Genomic DNA, 18,521 nt, shown 5'->3' with positions numbered 1-18,521 from the left:
TCGGCCTGATCGACGAGATCGCGTTCCAGACCAACCTGCTGGCGCTGAACGCGGCGGTGGAAGCGGCGCGCGCGGGCGAGCAGGGCCGCGGCTTCGCGGTGGTGGCGACCGAGGTGCGCAACCTGGCACAGCGCGCAGCGGGCGCGGCCAAGGAGATCAAGGTCCTGATCGGCGACTCGGTGGACAAGGTGAAGGCGGGCACCGAGCTGGTGGACCAGTCGGGCCGCACGCTGGCGGACATCGTCGAGAGCGTGAAGAAGGTGACGGACATCGTCGCGGAGATCGCGGCGGCCAGCCAGGAGCAGTCCTCGGGCATCGACCAGGTCACCACTGCGGTGATGCAGATGGACGAGGTGACGCAGCAGAACGCGGCGCTGGTGGAGGAGGCCGCGGCGGCGAGCCGGGCGATGCAGGAGCAGGCCGATGTGCTGCAGCGCCAGGTCGCCTTTTTCCGCATCGGCGACGATGGCGAAGGGCGCGCGCAGCCGACGGACGCACACGGTCCGGCCGAGGCGCGGCCGGCGCCGGCGCGCATCCCCCGCGCCGCCGAAAGCGCCGTGCCGGCACGCACCGGCCGCACGGCGAAGCCGGTGCGCGCGCCGAGCGCACTGCCGATCGCGGTTTCGGCCGGCGTCGCCGGCGAATGGGCCGAGTTCTGATCCTCGCCGGGTGGGCGGGCGGCCGCCGCGCGAGGCGGCCGCCGCGTCAGGCCTGCGCCAGTGCGCGATCCAGCCAGTGCCGCAGCGACGGCGCGTCCATCGCGCCGGCCTTGCGGGTGACTTCGCGGCCACGGTGGAACAGCGCCAACGTGGGGATGCTGCGGATGCCGAAGCGGGCGGCGAGCGCCGGCTCGGCCTCGGTGTCGATCTTGGCGAGGCGCAGCCGCGGCTCCAGCGTGCGCGCGGCGTCGGCGAACACCGGCGCAAAGGCGCGGCACGGACCGCACCACGGCGCCCAGAAGTCGACCAGCACCGGCAGGTCGCCGCGCGCGGCGATGGCGTCGAAGGTGTCGCCGCGCAGCTCGACCGGATGGCCGCCGAACAGCGGCTGCTTGCAGCGCCCGCAGGCCGGATGCTCGCCGAGGCGCGTGCCGGGCACGCGATTCAGCGTCGCGCAGTGCGGGCAGGGGACTTCCACGGGCGTCGTCACGGCACGCTCCGAAACGAGGATGGCGCCTAGATGGTGCCGCACGGTGCGCCGCACAAGGGCTCGACTCGCTGCGTCCTGGGCGGCGCGCCGCTGTGGCAAGATCGTCCGCACGTACCGCTTGCCGCTCCGACCGCGCCCGTCCCGTGAGCACGCGAACATCGCCAGCGACGCCGATCCTCGCCGTGCGCGACCTGCGCAAGCGCTACGGCGCGGCCGCCGCGGTCGATGGCGTATCGTTCGAGGTGCGCCGCAACGAGATCGTCGGCCTGCTCGGCCCGAACGGCGCGGGCAAGACCACCACGATCAACATGATCCTCGGCGTGCTGGCGCCGAGCGGGGGCGACATCCGCATCGAAGGCGTCGATCTCGCGCGGGAGCGCGAGCGCGCGCTGGCGCGCACCAACTTCGCCGCCGTCTACGCGCCGCTGCCGGGCAACCTGACCGTGCAGCAGAACCTGCGCTGCTTCGGCCTGCTGTACGGCGTGCGCGGGCTGGACGCGCGCATCGAGGCGGTGCTGGAGCAGTTCGACCTGACGCGTTTCCGCCGCACCCGCTGCGGCCTGCTCTCGTCCGGCGAGCAGACCCGCGTGTGCCTGGCCAAGGCGATGCTGAACGCGCCGCGCCTGCTGCTGCTGGACGAGCCGACCGCGTCGCTGGATCCGTCGGCCGCGCAGCGCATCCGCCACGCCATCCGCACGATCGCCGACCGCGACACGCTCGGCATCCTGTGGACCTCGCACAACATGTACGAGGTCGAGGCGGTGTGCGACCGCGTGCTGTTCCTGTCGCAGGGCCGCCTGTTGCTGGAGGGCGACCCGAAGACGCTGCCGCGCGAGCATGGCGCGGCGTCGCTGGAAGCGCTGTTCATCCGCGTCGCGCGCGAGCCGCTGACGTTCGCCGGGCCGGCCGCATGAACGCGCGCCACGTCGCCGCGATCGCGCTGCGCCAGTATTACCTCTTGCGCAGCAGCCCGACCCGGCTGGTGCCGCTGTTCGCGTGGGTGGCGATCGACGTCGTGCTGTGGGGCTTCATCGCGCGCTATCTCGACCGCATCGCGCCGCACGGCCCGGATTTCCTGCTGACCCTGCTCGGCGCGGCGCTGCTGTGGGATTTCTTCACCCGCATCATGCACGGCGTCACCACCGCGTTCCTCGAGGACGTGTGGTCGCGCAACTTCCTCAACCTGTTCGCGACGCCGCTGGCCGTATCCGAGTACGTGTTCGGCCTGGTGCTGACCAGCATCGCCACCAGCCTGGTCGGCCTCGCCGTGATGCTGGCGCTGGCGACGCTGGCGTTCGGCTTCCCGTTCCTCGCCTACGGCGCGCAGTTCGTGCCGTTCGTCGCCGTGCTGTTCCTGTTCGGCATCGCGCTCGGCATCCTCGCCAGCGCGATGGTGCTGCGGCTGGGGCCCGCGTCGGAGTGGCTGGTGTGGCCGATTCCGGCGCTGCTGTCGCCGTTCGCCGCGGTGTTCTACCCGCTGGCCGTGCTGCCGGCGTGGATGCAGTGGATCGCGCACGCGCTGCCGCCGTCGTACGTGTTCGAGGGGCTGCGCGCGCTGGTCGCCGGGCGGCCGTTCCCGCTGCACGAGCTGGCCTGGGCGGCCGGCCTGGCGACGGCGCAGATCGTGCTGGCCTATGCCTGCTTCGTCGCGGTGTTCCGCGCCACCGTGCGCAGCGGCCTGTTGGCGCGCTACAGCGCGGAGAGCACGGCGTAGCCGGCGGCGCTGCGTGGCGGGGTCAGAACAGGAAGCGTCCGCAGCCGCGATAGTGCGTGCCGCCGACGCCGAGGTCGGCGCTGGCGTTGAAGGTTTCGCCGCTCATCGCGTCGGTGCAGGCTTCGCGGCGGATGCGCAATTCCACCGGCGTGCCGGCGGCGTTGCCGCGGAAGCCGACTTCGCCGTTGGTCGGATCGCCGAACGGCTGCGTGGCGGGCACGTCGAGCCGGCGCCGGCCGTAGTCGAGCACGGCGCGCATCGCCGGCGCGTTGCCGCGATCGACCTCGACGCTCCAGCCGGGCTCGCTGCCGACGGCGCGGAAGCCGACGCCGCGCGCCTTGGCGTCGTCCCACGGCGAGCCGGCGTCGGTCAGCGCGCACGCCTGCGGCTTGCCGCCGTCCAGCGTCAGGCGCGCTTCCGCGCCCTTGCTCCAGAACTCGCTGCCTTCGCCGTCGGCATAGCGCGTGCCGCTGGCGGACACCTGCTGCGGCAGGCGCAGCTCGCGACCGGGCAGCGCCAGCACGATCGCGTCGCCGTCGATGCGCGCGCCGACGCGCCGGTCGCCGCACTGGTAGGCCAGGTTGCGCGGCGCCGGCGCTGCGACGGCCGGCGGTGCCGGTGCCGCCGGCGGCGGCGCGACGGCGGGCGACGTCGGCGCGGCGGGTGGCGTGGGTGCCGGCGGGACGGTCGCCGCGGGGCGCGGCGCCACGGTCGCCTGGCAGGCGGCGAGCGACAGGACCAGCAGCAGCGTGAACAGGGGCGTGGTGCGCACGGAAGTCTCCGACGATTCGCGGTGGAGGATGCCGAAACCGGCCCTGAGTATGCCTCGCCCCCGCGCGTGTCGGCGCGCGGGACGTTTCGCATGCAGCGGCGCGGTGTGGCGTGTATAGCCCGGCGGACGTGAACGGCTGCAGGACGGGCGCCGCGCGAGGCGCGCTCGGGTCGCTGCGTCGATGGTGCGGGTGCCGGTCGCGCGCACTGCAGCCAGGCGCGGCAGAGTCCGGCGCGGCGTTGCGGTTTCGCGCGCGGCCCGGGACGGGCGCGGCGCGGCATCGGATCGCCTCCGGCGCGTCGGATGCGGTTCGTTCCGCCAGGCCCGTTCGAGCCGCACGCGGTCGCGCGCCGCGCGACGATCGGTTAAAAGGAGCGGGTCGCCATCGTCGGAAATCCCATGAGCCTGACCCTTGCCATCATCGCCGCGACCTGCCTCGTCTCGTTCCTGGCGTTCCGCGACGGCGCGCTGTTGCAGCGGCTGATCCTGTGGCCGCCGGCGGTCGCGCGCGACCGGCAGTGGTATCGCCTGGTCAGCTACGGCCTGGTGCATGCCGACGGCCAGCACTTGCTGTTCAACATGGTGACGCTGTACTTCTTCGGTCGCGCGATGGAAGGGCTGTACGTCCGCTATCTCGGCGAAACCGGCTACGTGCTGTTCTATCTCGGCGCGCTGGTGGCCTCGATCCTGCCGACCTACCTGCGCAACCGCGACAATCCGGACTACCGCAGCCTGGGTGCGTCGGGCGCGGTGTCGGCGGTGCTGTTCGCGTTCATCCTGGTGCAGCCGTGGGCGACGATCTTCGTGTTCTTCTTCCCGCTGCCGGCGATCCTCTACGCGGTGCTGTACGTCGGTTACTCGATCTACATGGACCGCCGCGGCACCGACGCCATCAACCACAGCGCGCACCTGTGGGGCGCCGCCTACGGCATCGCGTTCACGCTGGCGATGGAGCCGCGGGTGCTGGCGCTGTTCGTCGAACGCCTGACCCACCCGCCGTTCTGACGCGCGGCGGGTCAGCCGGCGCGGCGCTGCGCCAGCCAGCGGTCGAGCTGGTTGGCGAAGGCCTGGCGGTCGCGCGGATGGAACGCGGCCGGGCCGCCGGTGTCGACGCCGGTACCGCGCAGCTCGTCCATGAAATTGCGCATCGACAGGCGCTGGGCGATGGTGTCCGGCGTGTACAGCTCGCCGCGCGGATTCAGCGCCAGCGCGCCTTTGGCGAGCACCAGCGCGGCGAGCGGGATGTCCTGCGTCACCACGAGATCGCCCGCCGCGGTGCGCTGCACGATCTCGCTGTCGGCGACGTCGATGCCGCCCGGCACCTGCAGCGCGCGCACGAAGCGCGAAGGCGGCGTGCGCAGCCACTGGTTGGCGACCAGCGTCACCGCTACCTGCGCGCGCTCGGCGGCGCGGAACAGGATCTCCTTGATCGGGTTCGGGCAGGCGTCGGCATCGACCCAGATCTGCATGCGCGTCAGTCCTTCGGCGTGGCGGCAACGGCGCGCGGCGGCCGCGTCCGCAGCCATGCGGCCGCGGCCGCGCCGGCGACGCGGCCGCTGGCGAAGCAGGCGGTGAGCAGGTAGCCGCCGGTCGGCGCTTCCCAGTCGAGCATCTCGCCGGCGCAGAACGTGCCCGGACGCGCGCGCAGCATCAGGCGCGCGTCCAGCGCGTCGAAGCGCACGCCGCCGGCGCTGCTGATCGCCTCGGCGATCGGCCGCGTGCGCAGCAGCGTCAGCGGCAGCGCCTTGATGCCGGCAGCCAACGCGGCGGCATCGGCGAGCGCGTCCTTCGGCAGCAGCTCGTACAGCAGCCCGGCGCGGACGCCGACGATGCCGGCCGTGCGCCGCAGGTGCTCGCTCAGCGTGCGGCCGTGGCGCGGGCGCGCCAGCGCCTGCGCCAGCCAGGCGACGTCGCGGTCGGGGGCGAGGTCGAGCAGGATCTCCGCCTCGCCGTGCGCCGCGATCGCGTCGCGCAACGCGGCGGAAAGCGCGTAGATCAGGCTGCCCTCGACGCCGTTCGCGGTGACGACGAATTCGCCCTGGCGGCACCGTGGACGGCCGTCGCGGTCGGTCCAGGCGATCGCCACCGGCTTGACCGGCGCACCGGCATGGCGCTCGGCGAAGCGCGCGCTCCAGCCGGCGTCGAAGCCGCAGTTCGACGGCAGCAGCGGCGCCACCGGCACGCCCTGCGCTTCGAGGATCGACGTCCACCCGCCGTCGGCACCCAGCTCCGGCCAGCTCGCGCCGCCCAGCGCCAGTACGGTGGCGTCGGCGCGCACGCGGTGCTCGCCCGCGGGCGTGGCGAAGCGCAGCGTGCCGTCGGCGTCCCAGCCCTGCCAGCGGTGGTGCACGTGGATGCGCACGCCGCGCTCGCGCAGGCGGCGCAGCCAGCCGCGCAGCAGCGGCGCGGCCTTGAGGTCGGAGGGGAACACGCGCCCCGAGCTGCCGACGAAGGTGTCGACGCCCAGCCCGCGCGCCCAGGCGCGCAGCGCGTCGGCGTCGAAGTCCTGCAGCCAGCGCCGCACCTCGGCGCTGCGCCCGGCATAGCGCGCGACGAACGCCTCGAACGGCTCGCCGTGGGTCAGGTTCAGTCCGCCCTTGCCGGCCAGCAGGAACTTGCGGCCGGCCGAGCCCATGCCTTCGTAGAGGTCGACTTCGATCCCGGCCGCGCGCGCCGTTTCCGCGGCCATCAGCCCGGCCGGGCCGCCGCCGACGACGGCCAGCGTCGCCGCGGTGCGCGCCTCTTCGGCGGGACGCTCGTGCTGGACGTCCGGGCGGTTCATGCGCGCAGCAGCAGGGCGACGACTTCGTAATGGGCGGTGTGCGGAAACATGTCGAGCACGCGCGCACGGGCCAGGCGCAGCCGCGGCATGCGCGCCAGGTCGCGCGCCAGCGTTTCGGCGTTGCAGCTCGAATAGATCGCCGCACGCACGCCGCTGGCGTCCAGCCACGCGCACAGCTCGGCATCGAGGCCGCGCCGCGGCGGGTTGACGATCGCCAGCTCGGGCGCGCGCGGCGCGGCGAGCGCGAACGCGGTGGCGTCCTGCGCGACGAAGCGCACGTGGCCGAGGCCGAGCTCGTCGCGGCTGCGTTCGGCGGCGGCGACGGCCTCGGCGCTGGCCTCCACGCCGACCGCTTCGTGCGCGCCCTCGGCGCAGTGCAGGGCGAAGCCGCCGACGCCGCAATAGAGATCCCACAGCGAGGCAGGCGCGAGTTCGCGCGTCCACTCGCGCGCCTGGCGGTACAGCGCGGCGGCGACCGCGTCGTTGGTCTGGAAGAAGCCTTGCGGGCGCAGGTGCAGCGGCAAGCCGTTGACCCGCATGGCCAGGCTCTGCTGCGCGCTCAGCGCGATTTCCTGCTCGCCTTCCAGCACCGCCTGGTGCACCGGCTGCAGGTTGGCCGAGACGACGCGCAGCGCCGGCAGCGCGGCGTGCAGCTCGGGCAAGTGCCGGCGCATGCGCGCCAGCGGCTCCTGCGAGCGCAGCACGAAGCGCAGCATCAGCTCGCCGCTGTGCGCGGCCAGGGTGACCAGCACGTATTTCAGCTCGCCGCGGCGGTGGGCGACGTCGTAGGGCGCTACGCGCGCGGCGGCGATGAACGCCTTGACCGGCGCGAAGGCGGCCTGCAGCGCGGCGGGGTAGAGCGGGCATCCGGCCAGGTCGACGCCGCGGCCGGCGCTGTCGAGGATGCCGAGCAGCGGCGCCTCGGTGCTGCCGCCGACGACCATCTTGGCCTTGTTGCGGAAACCCGCTTCGGGACTGGCGGCCGGCGGCAACCAGGCGGCGCCGCCGTGCGCGCCCAGCAGGGCGCGGCAGTGCCGGTCCTTGGCCGCCAACTGGTCGGCGTAGGGGATGTCGAGGTGCGTGCAGGAACGGCAGCGGCCCGCGGCGTGATAGTCGCAGTGCATGGACGGCTGGCTGGAACGGAAGGCGACATGCTAGCAGGCGCCTGCGTCCTGGCCACGGCGCAGGCACCGTCCGGGGTCTGCGGCGGCCTCGGGCGGGCGCCGAAACGGCCCGTACTGCGGCGCCTATCGCCGCCGGGGCCGCAACCCGCCGGCGGGGCGGCTTGCGGGCCCGTCGGCGGGGCGTGCCAGGCTTCCGCGGCGGGCGGGCGAGAACCTGAATCAATGCCCCGCCACCATTGGCTTTTCGGCGCGAAAGGGTGTACCTTGGCGGCGCTGTGATTGCTAGGGTCACGGTGCATTGTGACCCGATGCGGTTGATCCCTCCGATCCGCTTCATCGTTTCGCTCGCTCACTCCCTGCAACCTCAGTACCGGCCCGGATGTTCCGTGGTCGCGTTTCATCATTCATTCAACGCAAGTGTTTCAAGGAGTTAGTTATGTCGGATCGCCAGAACGGTACCGTCAAGTGGTTCAACGACGCCAAGGGCTTCGGCTTCATCACCCCGGAGAGCGGCGAGGACCTGTTCGTTCACTTCCGCGCCATCCAGGGCAGCGGCTTCAAGTCGCTGCAGGAAGGCCAGAAGGTCAGCTTCGTGGTGGTCAAGGGCCCGAAGGGCCTGCAGGCCGACCAGGTGCAGGTGCAGTAAGCAAGCAGCACCGGTTTCTACCAAGGCGTCGGGCGGACTGCGTCCGCCCGACGCCTTTTTTTTCGGGGTTCTTCTCCAAAGCGAGGGAGTGGCATCAGCCGCGAATCACCAACGCCTGCGGGAGGGGCCCTGGCCCCGGATCGCTGTCTCGCGATTGCGGCTGAGGCCGCCCCTGCAGCCGGGGAAGAACTGCTTTTTTGGAGGTGCAACATGCTGACGTTGAGCGTGCGCGGCCTGCCGCGCAACATGACCGAACAGGCACTGACCGAGATGTTCGCCGCGTATGGACGCGTGCACGGCATCCACCTTTCCCGCGATCTGTTCACCGGCGAGTGCAGAGGCTTCGCCGAGCTGCAGATGGAAGGCCACGAGGCGCGCGCCGCGATCGCCGCCCTCAACGGCTCGTTCCACGGCAACGAGTCGATCCGCGTCGGACTCAAGTCCGAACTGCGCAGCCGCCGGCGCTGAGCCGGCCCCGGGTGCGGCGGGCGCAGGCCCGCGGCGCCCGCCTTCACACCGCGCTCAGGCCCTATTCAAGGCGTCGGGCCCAACCTGTGGCCGTAACCTCCGATGGAGGCGGCCCATGCGACGCACGACCCATCTCTGCATGCTTGCCGCAGCGCTCGTGCTGCTGGCGGGCTGCGTCTACGACCCCGGCTACAGCTACGTGCGCGGCGACGGCTATTACGGCGACGCCTACTACGGCCGCGGCGGCGTGATCTACGAAGACGTCGGCCCGGGCTATGGCTATTACCCCGCGCCTTACTACGACCCGTGGTGCTGCTATTACGGCCCGTCCATCGGACTCGGCCTGTACTACCGCGACTACGGCGGCCGCGGTCATGGGCACGACGGCCGCGGCTGGCGCGGCGACGGCGGTCGCGGCCATGATGGCCATGACGGCCATCGCAGCCATCGGCGCGGCGACCGCGACCACGATCACCGCTGACCGCCGCGCGCGTTCGCGGCGCGCGGGCGCCCTTCGGCATATCCAGTCCGCGGCAGTGGCGGGCACCTGCGCTTGGTGGAGAGGATCGCGTAATTGCCGGGGCCGCACCGTGGGCGGCATGGGGGCGCGTCGAGCCGTCGTCATGGGTGCGTGGGGCGAATGACTTCCGGCGCATGAGTGGAATCGGGGCATGCCGCATGCTGCGGGCGATCATTTGTCCCTTCCAAGGAATCCCCATGCGCAGGCTTCCGCTCTGCATCGCCATCGCCGCGCTCTGCGTGGCCACCGTCCCCACGTTCGCCAAGGACGACCCCGCCGGGCATGCGGCCGCGGACGCCGCCAAACCGGACGTCACGCTGACGCAGCCGCAGCAGTCGGAAACGGAAGGCTCGGTTGCGGTGGAAGGCCGCCGCATCGACTACAAGGCGGTCGCCGGCACGCTGGTGCTGCACGGCAAGGGCGACGCCGAGCACGAGCCCACCGCGAGCATCTTCTACGCCGCCTACTTCAAGAAGGGCGCGGACGCTGGCAAGCGCCCGATCACCTTCGTCTACAACGGCGGCCCGGGTTCGGCGACGGTGTGGCTGCACATGGGCGCGTTCGGGCCCAAGCGCGTGGCCACCGCCGACGACACGCACACGCCGGCCGCGCCGTACCGCCTGATCGACAACGCCTACAGCCTGCTCGACGCCAGCGACCTGGTGTTCATCGACGCGCCGGGCGCCGGCTTCAGCCGGCTGGTCGCCGACGCCGACGACAAGGACAAGCGCGATGCGCTGATGAAGGAACGCAAGAAGCAGTTCTACGGCGTCGACGGCGACGCCCAGGCGTTCGCCCAGTTCATCACCCGGTTCCTGTCGAAGTACGGCCGCTGGAATTCGCCGAAGTACCTGTTCGGCGAGAGCTACGGCACCACGCGCTCGGCGGCGCTGTCGGCCGTGCTGGAAACCGAGGACAGCGTCGACCTGAACGGCGTGATCCTGCTCTCGCAGATCCTCAGCTTCGACACCGACATCGATGGCGTGGCGAACAACCCGGGCGTCGATCTGCCCTACGTGCTCGCGCTGCCCACCTACGCCGCCACCGCGTGGTACCACCACAGGCTGCCGCAGCAGCCGGCGCAGCTGGAGCCGTTCCTGAAGGAGGTCGAGCAGTTCGCGCTGGGCGACTACGCACAGGCGCTGCTGGCCGGCGCCACGCTCGATGCCTCGCGCAAGCAGGCGGTGGCCGAGAAGCTTCACCAGTACACCGGCCTGCCGGTCGATTACCTGCTGAAGGCCAACCTGCGCGTCAGCGGCGGCATGTTCGAGCACGAACTGCAGATCGACGGCGACACCACCACCGGCCGCCTCGACACGCGTTTCTCCGGCCCCGCGATGGACCCGCTGAGCAAGGAGGCGCAGTACGACCCGCAGTCGGCGGCGATCAGCTCCGCCTACGTCGCCGCGTTCAACGACTACGTGCGCAAGCAGCTCAAGTTCGGCGAAGGCCGCAGCTACCGCCTGTTCGCCGACATCGACGACTGGAACTTCGCGCACAAGGCGCCGGGCGCGCACGAGGCGCTGCAGCAGTCCACCAACGTGATCCCGGACCTGGCGGTGGCGATGAAGTACAACCCGGACCTCAAGGTGTTCATGAACGGCGGCTACTACGACCTGGCGACGCCGTTTTTCGCCGCCGAGTACGAGCTGAACCACCTGCCGATTCCGGACAGCCTGCGCAAGAACATCTCCACGGCCTATTACCCCTCCGGGCACATGGTCTACGCGCACGAGGCGTCGCTGAAGCAGTTGCACGACAACGTCGCGCGCTTCATCGAGGCGACCGACAACGTCGGCCAGTGACGGGACGGGGCGCGGCCGCAGCGCGCGGCCGCGCCCCGCTGGCCGGCTTCAGGCCGGGATCGCCGCGCGCATGCCGACGGCGACGCGGTTCCATGCGTTGATGGTGGCGATCGCAAAGGTCAGCTCGGCGATCTCGCGATCGTCGAAGTGCGGGCGCAGGGCGTCGAACGCGGCGTCGGGCGCGTGGCTGTTCGCCACGTCGGTCAGCGCCTCGGCCCAGGCCAGCGCGGCGCGTTCGCGCGCGCTGAAGAACGGGCTTTCGCGCCAGCCGGCCAGGGTGTCGAGCCGGCGCGACTCCTCGCCGCCCGCGCGCAGCGCCCGGGCGTGCATGTCCAGGCAGTATCCGCAGCCGTTGATCTGCGAGGCCCGCGTGTAGACCAGTTCGAGCAGCGGCTTGCCGAGGCTGCCTTTGCCGAGCGCGGCGCTGACCTGGGCCAGCGCGTGGTAGGGCTCGGCGGCCAGCGTGGTGTAGGGAAGACGGGGCGAATTCATGGGAACCTCCTTGGATGCGGCGAGACGGCCGCGGAACGCCGGTGCCCCGGCGAAGGGCCGCGTGGGCGCCGCGTGCGAATGCCGTCAGGATCGCGCGCAGCGCAGGCGCCGGCGTTGACTCCGGTCAGCCGGCGGCGCGCGCGGATCGACTCAGCGTGCCGCCGCGCCGCGGCCACTGGCGTGCGGCGCGGCGGCCGCCACCGCGGCGGGCTCGCCTTCGCAGCGCAGGTAGGGCGAGGCGTGCAGCCAGCGCGCGTCGGGGTAGTAGGAGAACACCATCTGGCCGCCCTTGAGCGTGTCGATCAGGCGCTGTGCGACCGCGGGGCGCACCGCCGGGCAGCCCCAACTGCGGCCGAGCCGGCCCATGCGCCGCGCCGTGGCGGCGCTGACGTAGGGCGCGCCGTGGATGACCAGCGCGCGCTCCAGCGCGCGGTCGTTGACGCCGGGTTCCAGCCCGTCCATGCGCAGCGAATAGCCGTTGCGGCCGCTGTAGGTGCCCAGCGTGCGGAACAGGCCGAGGCTGGATTCGAGGCTGCCGGGTGCGTTGGAAAAGTTGCGCGCGAGGTTGTCGCCGCTGTTGCGGCCGTGCGCGACCAGTTCCTCGAACAGCAGTTTCTGGCGCGCCAGGTCGAACACCCACAGCCGCGGCTCGGTGGAGGGGCGCGAGTAGTCGATCACGGCGAGCCGCTCCGGCGTGGGCTCGCCACTGCGCACGGCGCAGTCCTGCGCGCGCACGGCCAGGTCGATCACGCGCGGATTCGCGCTGGGCGCGGCGGCGCTGAGCGATTGCGCCAGCGTGCCGACGGCGAAGGCCGGCGCGCAGGCGCACAGCAGCAGCGCGGGCGCCAGCAGGCGCCGGTGGAATAAGGGCGGTCGCATCGGCGCGCTATGCTAAAGATGCCCGGCGCAAATTGCGCCGACGCGGTTCACAGTACTGGCGTGCGCAGGCATGGCGCCGCGCGGAGGCGACTGGATGCGGCGTATCGGAAGGCTCGTGCTGGCGGTCGTCGTCGTCGGGCTGCTCGGCGCGGCGGGACGCGGCGCCGCGCAGTCGCCGCCGCCCGCCGACGCGGTGGCCGAGCGCCTGCGCGAACGCATCGAGCAACTGCACGAGGCCGACGTCCGCGCGCCCGCGGTGGGCGGGGCGCGCCTGGTCGAGGGCGTCGCGGCGTTCTACCAGCAGCGCGGCTTCGCGCCGGCGTGGGAAGCGCCGGGCCGGCGCGCTGCGCTGGTCGCCGCCCTGCGCGGGCTCGCCAACGACGGCCTCGACCCGCGCGACTACGGCGTCGATGCGCTGGCGCGGCCGCCGGAGCCGAACGCCTCCCTCCTGGAGGACGCCACCCGGCGCGCCGACGCCGATCTGCGCGCGACCGCTGCCTGCTTCGCCGCGCTGCAGCACCTCTATCGCGGCAAGGTCGATCCGCGCAGCCTCGATCCGGGCTGGAACCTCGAGCCGCGCGACGCCGACGTCGCGCAGGGGCTGCGCGACGCGTCGGTCGCGATTGGCGAAGGCCGCATCGCGGAGGCGTTCGCGCAGGCGCGCCCGCAGCATCCGCTGTACGGCCGGCTGCGCGACGCGCTGCGCCGGCTGCGCGAGACCGAGGCGCGCGGCGGCTGGCCGTCGGTTCCCGCCGGCCCCACGCTGCGCGAGGGCATGGTCGATCCGCGCGTGGCGCTGCTGCGCCGACGCCTGACGGCCGACGAGGTGGCGGGCGAGACGCTCGCGGCGCCGCAGGATGCCGATGTCTTCGATGCCACGCTGGCGGCAGCGGTGCGGCGCTTCCAGACCGAGCAACTGCTCGACGCCGACGGTGCGGTCGGCCCGGCCACGCGCGCCGCCCTGGACGTGCCGGTGCACGCGCGCATCGACCAGGTGCGCGTGAACATGGAGCGCGCGCGCTGGCTGCTGCACCAGATCCGCGGCGACTTCGTGCTGGTCGACATCGCCGGCTACCGCATCACCTATTTCAAGGGCGCGCAACCGGAATGGCGTTCGCGGGTGGTGGTCGGCCGTCCGTACCGCCGCACGCCGGCGTTCAAGTCCGAGATCACCTACGTCACGTTCAATCCCACCTGGACGGTGCCGCCGACGATCCTGCACAACGACATCCTGCCGAAACTGCGCCGCAAGCCCGGCTACCTCGCCGCCAACCGCATCCGCGTGCTGGACGCCGGCGGCCGCGAGGTGCCGCCCGGCCGGGTGGACTGGAAGCACCCGCAGGGCCTCACGCTGCGCCAGGACGCCGGCCCCGGCAACTCGCTCGGCCGCGTGGTGATCCGCTTTCCCAATCCTTATGCGGTTTACCTGCACGACACCCCGCACACGGAGCTGTTCGGCGCCGGGCAGCGCGCGTTCAGCTCGGGCTGCATCCGCGTCGAGCGCCCGCTGGAGCTGGTCGAGCGCCTGCTCGACGATCCTGCGAACTGGAACCGCGCGGCGATCGACGCGGCGATCGCCACCGGCGCAACCCGCACCGTCAACCTGGCGCGGCCGGTGCCGCTGCTGCTGCTGTACTGGACGGTCGACGTGCTGCCGGACGGCCGCGTCGCCTACAAGCCCGACGTCTACGCGCGCGATGCGGAACTGCTGCATGCGCTGGATGCGCATTTGCCGGCTACCATGCCGCGATGAACCTGCCGCCGCGCGACCCCGCGTCGCCCTTCAGTCTGCGCTTCGAGCACCGGCGCGGCATCCTGCGTGCGTACGTCAGCGGGGTCAACGGCAGCCTCGAGACGACGCTCGCCTACTGGCGCGCGATCGCCGTCGAGGTGCGCGCGCGCCGGCCGCGGCGCCTGCTGGTGGTGGACACGATGAGCGGCGAGCCGCCGCCGCCGGAGGATCTGTTCCGGCTGGTGCAGCGGTTGCGGGACGAGGGCTTCGAACAGGTACGGGTGGCCTACGTCGAGGCCGACCTGGCGCACGTGCCGCAGGTGGAGCACGGCGAGATCTTCGCCCGCGAGGCGGGCTTCGACGTGCGCGTGTTCCACGAAGAGCGCACCGCCGAGCTGTGGCTGCAGTACGGGCCGGAATGAGCGCGCATCGTTGCGGTTGCGTCGCGCCGCGCGCTGACCTAGCCTAGTCGTTCCCGTCTCCGCGCAGCGCGCGAGCCCAGCCGTTTCCCCGTCCCGAGGTTTTCCATGCAGATCGCCGAGCGCTGCGTCGCTTCCTTCCATTACACGCTGACCAATGATGCCGGCGAAGTGCTGGATTCGTCCGATGGACGCGAGCCGCTGGCCTACCTGCACGGCGCCGGCAATATCGTGCCGGGCCTGGAGAAGGCGCTGGCCGGCCGCAGCGCGGGCGACGCGTTCGAGGTCGAGGTCGCGCCGGAGGAAGGCTACGGCCCGCGCGTCGAGCAACTGGTGCAGGTCGTGCCGCGCGCGGCGTTCCAGGGCGTGATGCAGCTCGAGCCCGGCATGCAGTTCCGCGCGCAGACCGACAACGGCCCGCTGTCGGTGGTGATCACCCGCATCGAGGGCGACGACGTGACCGTGGACGGCAACCATCCGCTGGCCGGCGTGACCCTGCACTTCGCGATCGAGGTGACCGAGGTGCGCGAGGCCACTGCCGAGGAAACGCAGCACGGCCACGTGCACGGCGCGGGCGGCCACCACCACTGAGCGCCGCGCCGGCCGCGCTGCGGCCGGGCCCATGGCCTAGCGTGGCGCGCCCGCCGCGGTTGGCGTCGTGTCGTCGATCCGTTGGAGCAGGCTGCGCGCCAGCGGCACCCATACGCTCCAGCGGTGCCCGCCCGGCCGTTCGATGACGTGATCGGACGGTAGCGCCTCGCGCAGCAGCGGCAGGTTGCGCATGAACGGGTCGTCGCTGCCGCAGCCGACCCACACGCGCGCGGCGAAGCCGGGCTGCGCGAGCCAGCCGCGCACGCTGCGCCACAGCTCGCGCTGGTAGTTGCCGCCGTTCACCGCGGGTGGGGCGGGGCCGGGATCCCACGCACGGAGTCCACCCGCGGCGCGGATCGCGTCGGTCGTGCCGGCATCGCCCAGATAGGGCGCGAGCATGATCATGCCGCTGATTTCCTGCGGGTAGTCGCGCGCGTACAGCACTTCGCCCATGCCGCCCAGCGATGCGCCCAGCAGCCAGATCGCGCGGTAGCCGCGGGTGCGCGCCGGCGCGATGACGTCGCGGCGCAGCGCGTGCGGCATCAGGCCGGCGCGGTAGTAGGGCATGCCGGCGGCGGTCAGGGTCACGTCGGCGTCGGGCCATGCGTCCTGGATGGCGCCGACGATGCCGGCGCGCTCGAGCGCGGCGAGGTCGTCGCCGCGTCCCGGCAGCACCACCACCAGGACGTGCGCGGGGCCGAGGTGCGGCGCGGCAAAGGTCCTGCTGGGCAGCGGCCGGCGGATCGTGCCGGCGTCGAGGCAACCGGCAAGCGCCAGGCTACCCAGCAGGGCCAGCGCCAGACGCAGCGCGCGCTTCGACGCGGGGCGCATCGACATGCGGAACCTCCCTTGCGCGGGTGTGGCCGGCGCGCGGCACAAGGGTAGCGCCGTGCGGCCGCCGGCGACACGGCGCGGCGGCGGGCCGCGCCCCCGCCCGCTCAGCGTGCGCCGAGCGCGGCGGCGGCCTTGTCGAGGTCGGCGCTGTAGCCGTCCAGCGTCTTCGCGATCACCGCGGCGTAGCGGTTGGCTTCGCCCCAGCGGCGTTCCTCGATCGCCTCGCGCACGCCGGGCATGGTCTTGACGCCATAGCCGGTGTGCAGGCCGGGCGCGTAGATCATGTGCTTGTACCACGGCCGGCCGGGCAGGCCCTGCGCGTCGGTCAGCGCCTGCTCGATGCCCTGCAGCACGCCGTCGACCGCGTTGCGCTGCGCGGCGGCGAGCGCGAAGTCCTTTTGCGCGGCGGCGGCGTAGGCCGCGTCGAACGCCTTGGCGCTGGCGCGCAGGCGCACCAGCGCGTTGTCCAGCGGCGCGAGGTCGAGGAAGGGCACGGCGTCCTCGCGCGGCGGCGGCGCGCTGGCGCGGGTCGGGTCGGCGGCCAGCGCGAACGCGTGCGCGTCGAGCAGGCGGCCCAGGGTGACGCTGCGCTCGCGCTCGCCGTCGGCGAGCTTGTGCAGCTCCTCGACGTAGCGGCCGTAGGTGTCGGCGACGTCGCCGAAGCGCAGCGGCAGCACGTCGGCGTCGGCGACGCGCAGCATCACGCGGCCGGCGGTCTGCGCCAGCGCCACGCCGTAGGCGAAGCCGGGATCGCCGAAGCGCACGTAGTGCTCGAAGGTGTCGTAGTCGGAGTGGTACACGCCGCCCTGCTGGTCTTCGCCGTCGAAGCCGAGGTTCAGCGCGGCGACGCCGAGGTGCTGCAGGAACGGGCTGAAGTCGGAGCCGGAGCCGAGCGCCTCCAGCGGCACGTCGCCGTCGGCTGCGCGCTTGGCCGACTCCTTCTGCTCGGGCGTGGCGTCCTTGGCGTAGCCGTCGACCTCGATCTTCGCGCGCTTGCGCTCGAGCACGCTGACGCCGGTCTCGGGATCGCGCACGTCGGCGGCGACCTGGTTCAGCAGGCGCTGCAGCGAATGGCTGCCGCCCATGTCGAGGAAGCCGCGCACGTTGGTGTCGGAGTTGACGTACAGCACCGCCTTGCGCCGCAGCTCCTCGGCGTGCGCCTCGGCCCATTCGGTGGAGCCGAGCAGGCCGGGCTCCTCGCCGTCCCAGCTCGCGTAGACCAGCGTGCGCTTCGGCTTCCAGCCGGCCTTGGCCAGCGCGCCGATCGCCTTCGCTTCGGCCAGCATCGCGACCTGGCCGCTGAGCGGATCCCAGGCGCCGAACACCCAGCCGTCGCGGTGGTTGCCGCGCATCACCCACTGGTCGGGGTACTGCGATCCCTTCAGCGTGGCGATCACGTCGTACAGCGTCTTCATGTCCCAGTTCGACTGCACGGCGAGGTGCACCTTGGCCGGGCCGGGGCCGAAGTGGTAGGTGATCGGCAGCGCGCCGCGCCAGTTCGCCGGCACGGTGTCGCCGCCGAGCGCGGCCAGCAGCGGCTGCGCGTCGGCGTAGGAAATCGGCAGGGTGGGGATCTTCAGGATCGTCCTTGCGTCCTTGATCGCCAGGCGCTTGGCGCCCTTGGTCGCGCCCACGCCCGGCGTCAGCGGATCGCCGGAATAGACCGGCATGTCCTGCACCGAGCCGCGCTGCACGCCCTCGGGCGGACGCCAGCCGCCCTTCGGGTAGGCGTCGCCGGCGCGGTAGCCGTCCTCGTGCGGATCGGAATAGACGATGCAGCCGACCGCGCCGTGCTCGTACGCGAGCTTCGGCTTCAGTCCGCGCCAGCCGGCGCCATAGCGCGCGATCACGATCTTGCCCTTGACGTCGATGCCGTGGCGCGCGAGTTCCTTGTAGTCGTCGGGCATGCCGTAGTTGACGTAGACCAGCTCGGCGGTCACGTCGCCGTCGCCGCCGTAGGCGAGGTACGGCGGCAGCGCGCCGTCGGTGCGCGCGGAGCTGGCGTCGCCGTCGATCGGCGGTTCCTTCAGGCTGGCGGTGAAGCGGGTCGGCGCGAGCAATTCCAGCGCCTGCGATTTCGGCGTCGGGTACAGCACCTCGAAGGTCTCGATGCGCGCGTCCCAGCCCCAGTCGCGGAACTGCTGCAGCACGAACTCGGCGTTGGCCTTGTCGTGCGGCGAGCCGACGTGGTTGGGCGCGGACGCCATCGACTGCATCCAGGCGCGCATGTCGGCGGCGTCGAGATGCGCATCGAAGCGGCGTTCGAGGTCGCGCTGCGCGGCGGCATCGGCAGTGCCGAAGCCGTAAAGCGCAGGAGGCGCGGCCGACGCGTCCGCCTGGGCGATGCCGGCGGCGCCGGCGAGCAGCGCGACCGCGAGCGTGCGGCCTGCGAATCGGATCAGGGCACGGGACATCGGCAGGGTTCCCCGGAGTTGGACGGCAATTTGGCAAGGCTACGCGCCGTCGCGCGGACCCGCCCATGACGATAGTCACGCAACGCGGTGCACGCGCCCGGCTACGATAGCCTTCGGTGGCGACGCGGCCGTACGCGCAGACGCCTCGGCCGGATCGGCGCGGACTTCGCGCCGGAAGCG

20 protein-coding genes are annotated in these 18,521 nt (G+C 72.5%); 11 read left to right on the top strand and 9 right to left on the bottom strand.

The window, feature by feature from the left end:
- Positions 1–659: methyl-accepting chemotaxis protein (locus ABFC67_RS03665; RefSeq protein WP_346736690.1), on the top strand; the 659-nt coding region annotated here is incomplete at its 5' end.
- A gap of 46 nt (positions 660–705) precedes the next feature.
- Here ABFC67_RS03665 and trxC read toward each other — a convergent pair.
- A complete protein-coding gene (gene trxC, locus ABFC67_RS03660; RefSeq protein WP_346736689.1) occupies positions 706–1,149 on the bottom strand; it encodes a thioredoxin TrxC in 444 nt (147 codons plus the stop codon).
- A 143-nt stretch (positions 1,150–1,292) separates the two neighbouring features.
- Here trxC and ABFC67_RS03655 point away from each other — a divergent pair, with 143 nt between their 5' ends.
- Both ABFC67_RS03655 and ABFC67_RS03650 read left to right on the top strand, forming a co-directional pair.
- A complete protein-coding gene (locus tag ABFC67_RS03655) occupies positions 1,293–2,063 on the top strand; it encodes an ABC transporter ATP-binding protein (protein ID WP_346736688.1) in 771 nt (256 codons plus the stop codon).
- Complete coding sequence (locus ABFC67_RS03650; RefSeq protein ID WP_346736687.1) at positions 2,060–2,863, top strand: ABC transporter permease; 804 nt, start codon at positions 2,060–2,062, stop codon at positions 2,861–2,863. Before ABFC67_RS03655 ends, ABFC67_RS03650 begins: the two co-directional genes overlap by 4 nt.
- Before the next feature lie 22 nt (positions 2,864–2,885).
- Here the strand turns inward: ABFC67_RS03650 and ABFC67_RS03645 are convergent, their stop codons facing one another.
- Positions 2,886–3,635, bottom strand: a complete 750-nt coding sequence (locus tag ABFC67_RS03645; RefSeq protein WP_346736686.1) for an MliC family protein — start codon at positions 3,633–3,635, stop codon at positions 2,886–2,888.
- A 399-nt stretch (positions 3,636–4,034) separates the two neighbouring features.
- Between ABFC67_RS03645 and ABFC67_RS03640 the strand changes: the two genes are divergently transcribed.
- On the top strand, positions 4,035–4,640 hold the full coding sequence (locus ABFC67_RS03640; RefSeq protein WP_346736685.1) for a rhomboid family intramembrane serine protease: 606 nt from the start codon (positions 4,035–4,037) through the stop codon (positions 4,638–4,640).
- Between the two features lie 11 nt (positions 4,641–4,651).
- Here ABFC67_RS03640 and ABFC67_RS03635 read toward each other — a convergent pair whose 3' ends face one another.
- Genes ABFC67_RS03635 through rlmC form a run of 3 tightly spaced genes read right to left on the bottom strand, consistent with a single transcriptional unit; the run spans position 4,652 to position 7,541 of the window.
- On the bottom strand, positions 4,652–5,104 hold the full coding sequence (locus tag ABFC67_RS03635) for a YaiI/YqxD family protein (protein ID WP_346736684.1): 453 nt from the start codon (positions 5,102–5,104) through the stop codon (positions 4,652–4,654).
- Between the two features lie 5 nt (positions 5,105–5,109).
- A complete protein-coding gene (locus ABFC67_RS03630; protein ID WP_346736683.1) occupies positions 5,110–6,417 on the bottom strand; it encodes a TIGR03862 family flavoprotein in 1,308 nt (435 codons plus the stop codon).
- Positions 6,414–7,541 (bottom strand): 23S rRNA (uracil(747)-C(5))-methyltransferase RlmC, encoded by a 1,128-nt coding sequence (rlmC, locus tag ABFC67_RS03625; protein WP_346736682.1) that lies wholly within the window; start codon positions 7,539–7,541, stop codon positions 6,414–6,416. Before rlmC ends, ABFC67_RS03630 begins: the two co-directional genes overlap by 4 nt.
- A 436-nt stretch (positions 7,542–7,977) precedes the next feature.
- Here rlmC and ABFC67_RS03620 point away from each other — a divergent pair, with 436 nt between their 5' ends.
- From ABFC67_RS03620 to ABFC67_RS03605, 4 genes are all read left to right on the top strand, one after another.
- Complete coding sequence (locus ABFC67_RS03620) at positions 7,978–8,187, top strand: cold-shock protein (protein WP_346736681.1); 210 nt, start codon at positions 7,978–7,980, stop codon at positions 8,185–8,187.
- A gap of 210 nt (positions 8,188–8,397) precedes the next feature.
- Positions 8,398–8,655, top strand: a complete 258-nt coding sequence (locus ABFC67_RS03615) for an RNA-binding protein (protein ID WP_346736680.1) — start codon at positions 8,398–8,400, stop codon at positions 8,653–8,655.
- Between the two features lie 115 nt (positions 8,656–8,770).
- Positions 8,771–9,136, top strand: a complete 366-nt coding sequence (locus ABFC67_RS03610) for a hypothetical protein (RefSeq protein WP_346736679.1) — start codon at positions 8,771–8,773, stop codon at positions 9,134–9,136.
- A gap of 236 nt (positions 9,137–9,372) precedes the next feature.
- Entirely contained in the window at positions 9,373–10,980 is a 1,608-nt protein-coding gene (locus ABFC67_RS03605) for a peptidase S10 (protein WP_346736678.1), read from the top strand.
- A 48-nt stretch (positions 10,981–11,028) separates the two neighbouring features.
- Here the strand turns inward: ABFC67_RS03605 and ABFC67_RS03600 are convergent, their stop codons facing one another.
- Together ABFC67_RS03600 and ABFC67_RS03595 are read right to left on the bottom strand one after the other, a co-directional pair.
- A complete protein-coding gene (locus ABFC67_RS03600) occupies positions 11,029–11,472 on the bottom strand; it encodes a carboxymuconolactone decarboxylase family protein (protein WP_346736677.1) in 444 nt (147 codons plus the stop codon).
- A gap of 150 nt (positions 11,473–11,622) precedes the next feature.
- Complete coding sequence (locus ABFC67_RS03595; protein ID WP_346736676.1) at positions 11,623–12,351, bottom strand: murein L,D-transpeptidase catalytic domain family protein; 729 nt, start codon at positions 12,349–12,351, stop codon at positions 11,623–11,625.
- 94 nt (positions 12,352–12,445) lie between these two features.
- Between ABFC67_RS03595 and ABFC67_RS03590 the strand changes: the two genes are divergently transcribed.
- From ABFC67_RS03590 to ABFC67_RS03580, 3 genes are all read left to right on the top strand, one after another.
- On the top strand, positions 12,446–14,104 hold the full coding sequence (locus ABFC67_RS03590; RefSeq protein ID WP_346736675.1) for a L,D-transpeptidase family protein: 1,659 nt from the start codon (positions 12,446–12,448) through the stop codon (positions 14,102–14,104).
- Positions 14,101–14,505, top strand: coding sequence for a hypothetical protein (locus ABFC67_RS03585; protein ID WP_346736674.1), 405 nt, complete (start codon positions 14,101–14,103; stop codon positions 14,503–14,505). The genes ABFC67_RS03590 and ABFC67_RS03585 overlap by 4 nt, the downstream gene beginning before the upstream one ends.
- A 105-nt stretch (positions 14,506–14,610) precedes the next feature.
- Positions 14,611–15,093 (top strand): peptidylprolyl isomerase, encoded by a 483-nt coding sequence (locus ABFC67_RS03580; protein ID WP_346736673.1) that lies wholly within the window; start codon positions 14,611–14,613, stop codon positions 15,091–15,093.
- A 36-nt stretch (positions 15,094–15,129) separates the two neighbouring features.
- Here ABFC67_RS03580 and ABFC67_RS03575 read toward each other — a convergent pair whose 3' ends face one another.
- Both ABFC67_RS03575 and ABFC67_RS03570 read right to left on the bottom strand, forming a co-directional pair.
- Positions 15,130–15,930: an alpha/beta hydrolase gene (locus ABFC67_RS03575; protein WP_346736672.1), complete on the bottom strand. Its 801-nt coding sequence runs from the start codon at positions 15,928–15,930 to the stop codon at positions 15,130–15,132.
- A 101-nt stretch (positions 15,931–16,031) separates the two neighbouring features.
- Positions 16,032–18,341 carry a transferrin receptor-like dimerization domain-containing protein gene (locus ABFC67_RS03570; RefSeq protein WP_346736671.1) on the bottom strand — a complete coding sequence of 770 codons (2,310 nt, stop codon included), beginning with the start codon at positions 18,339–18,341 and terminating at the stop codon, positions 16,032–16,034.
- Positions 18,342–18,521 lie beyond the last annotated feature (180 nt).

Source organism: Mizugakiibacter sp. (genome assembly GCF_039680435.1).
In the GTDB taxonomy this organism is placed as follows: Bacteria; Pseudomonadota; Gammaproteobacteria; order Xanthomonadales; family Rhodanobacteraceae; genus Mizugakiibacter.
The sequence above is the reverse complement of the archived record's forward strand: the minus strand, read 5'-3'. Positions and strand labels throughout refer to the sequence as shown.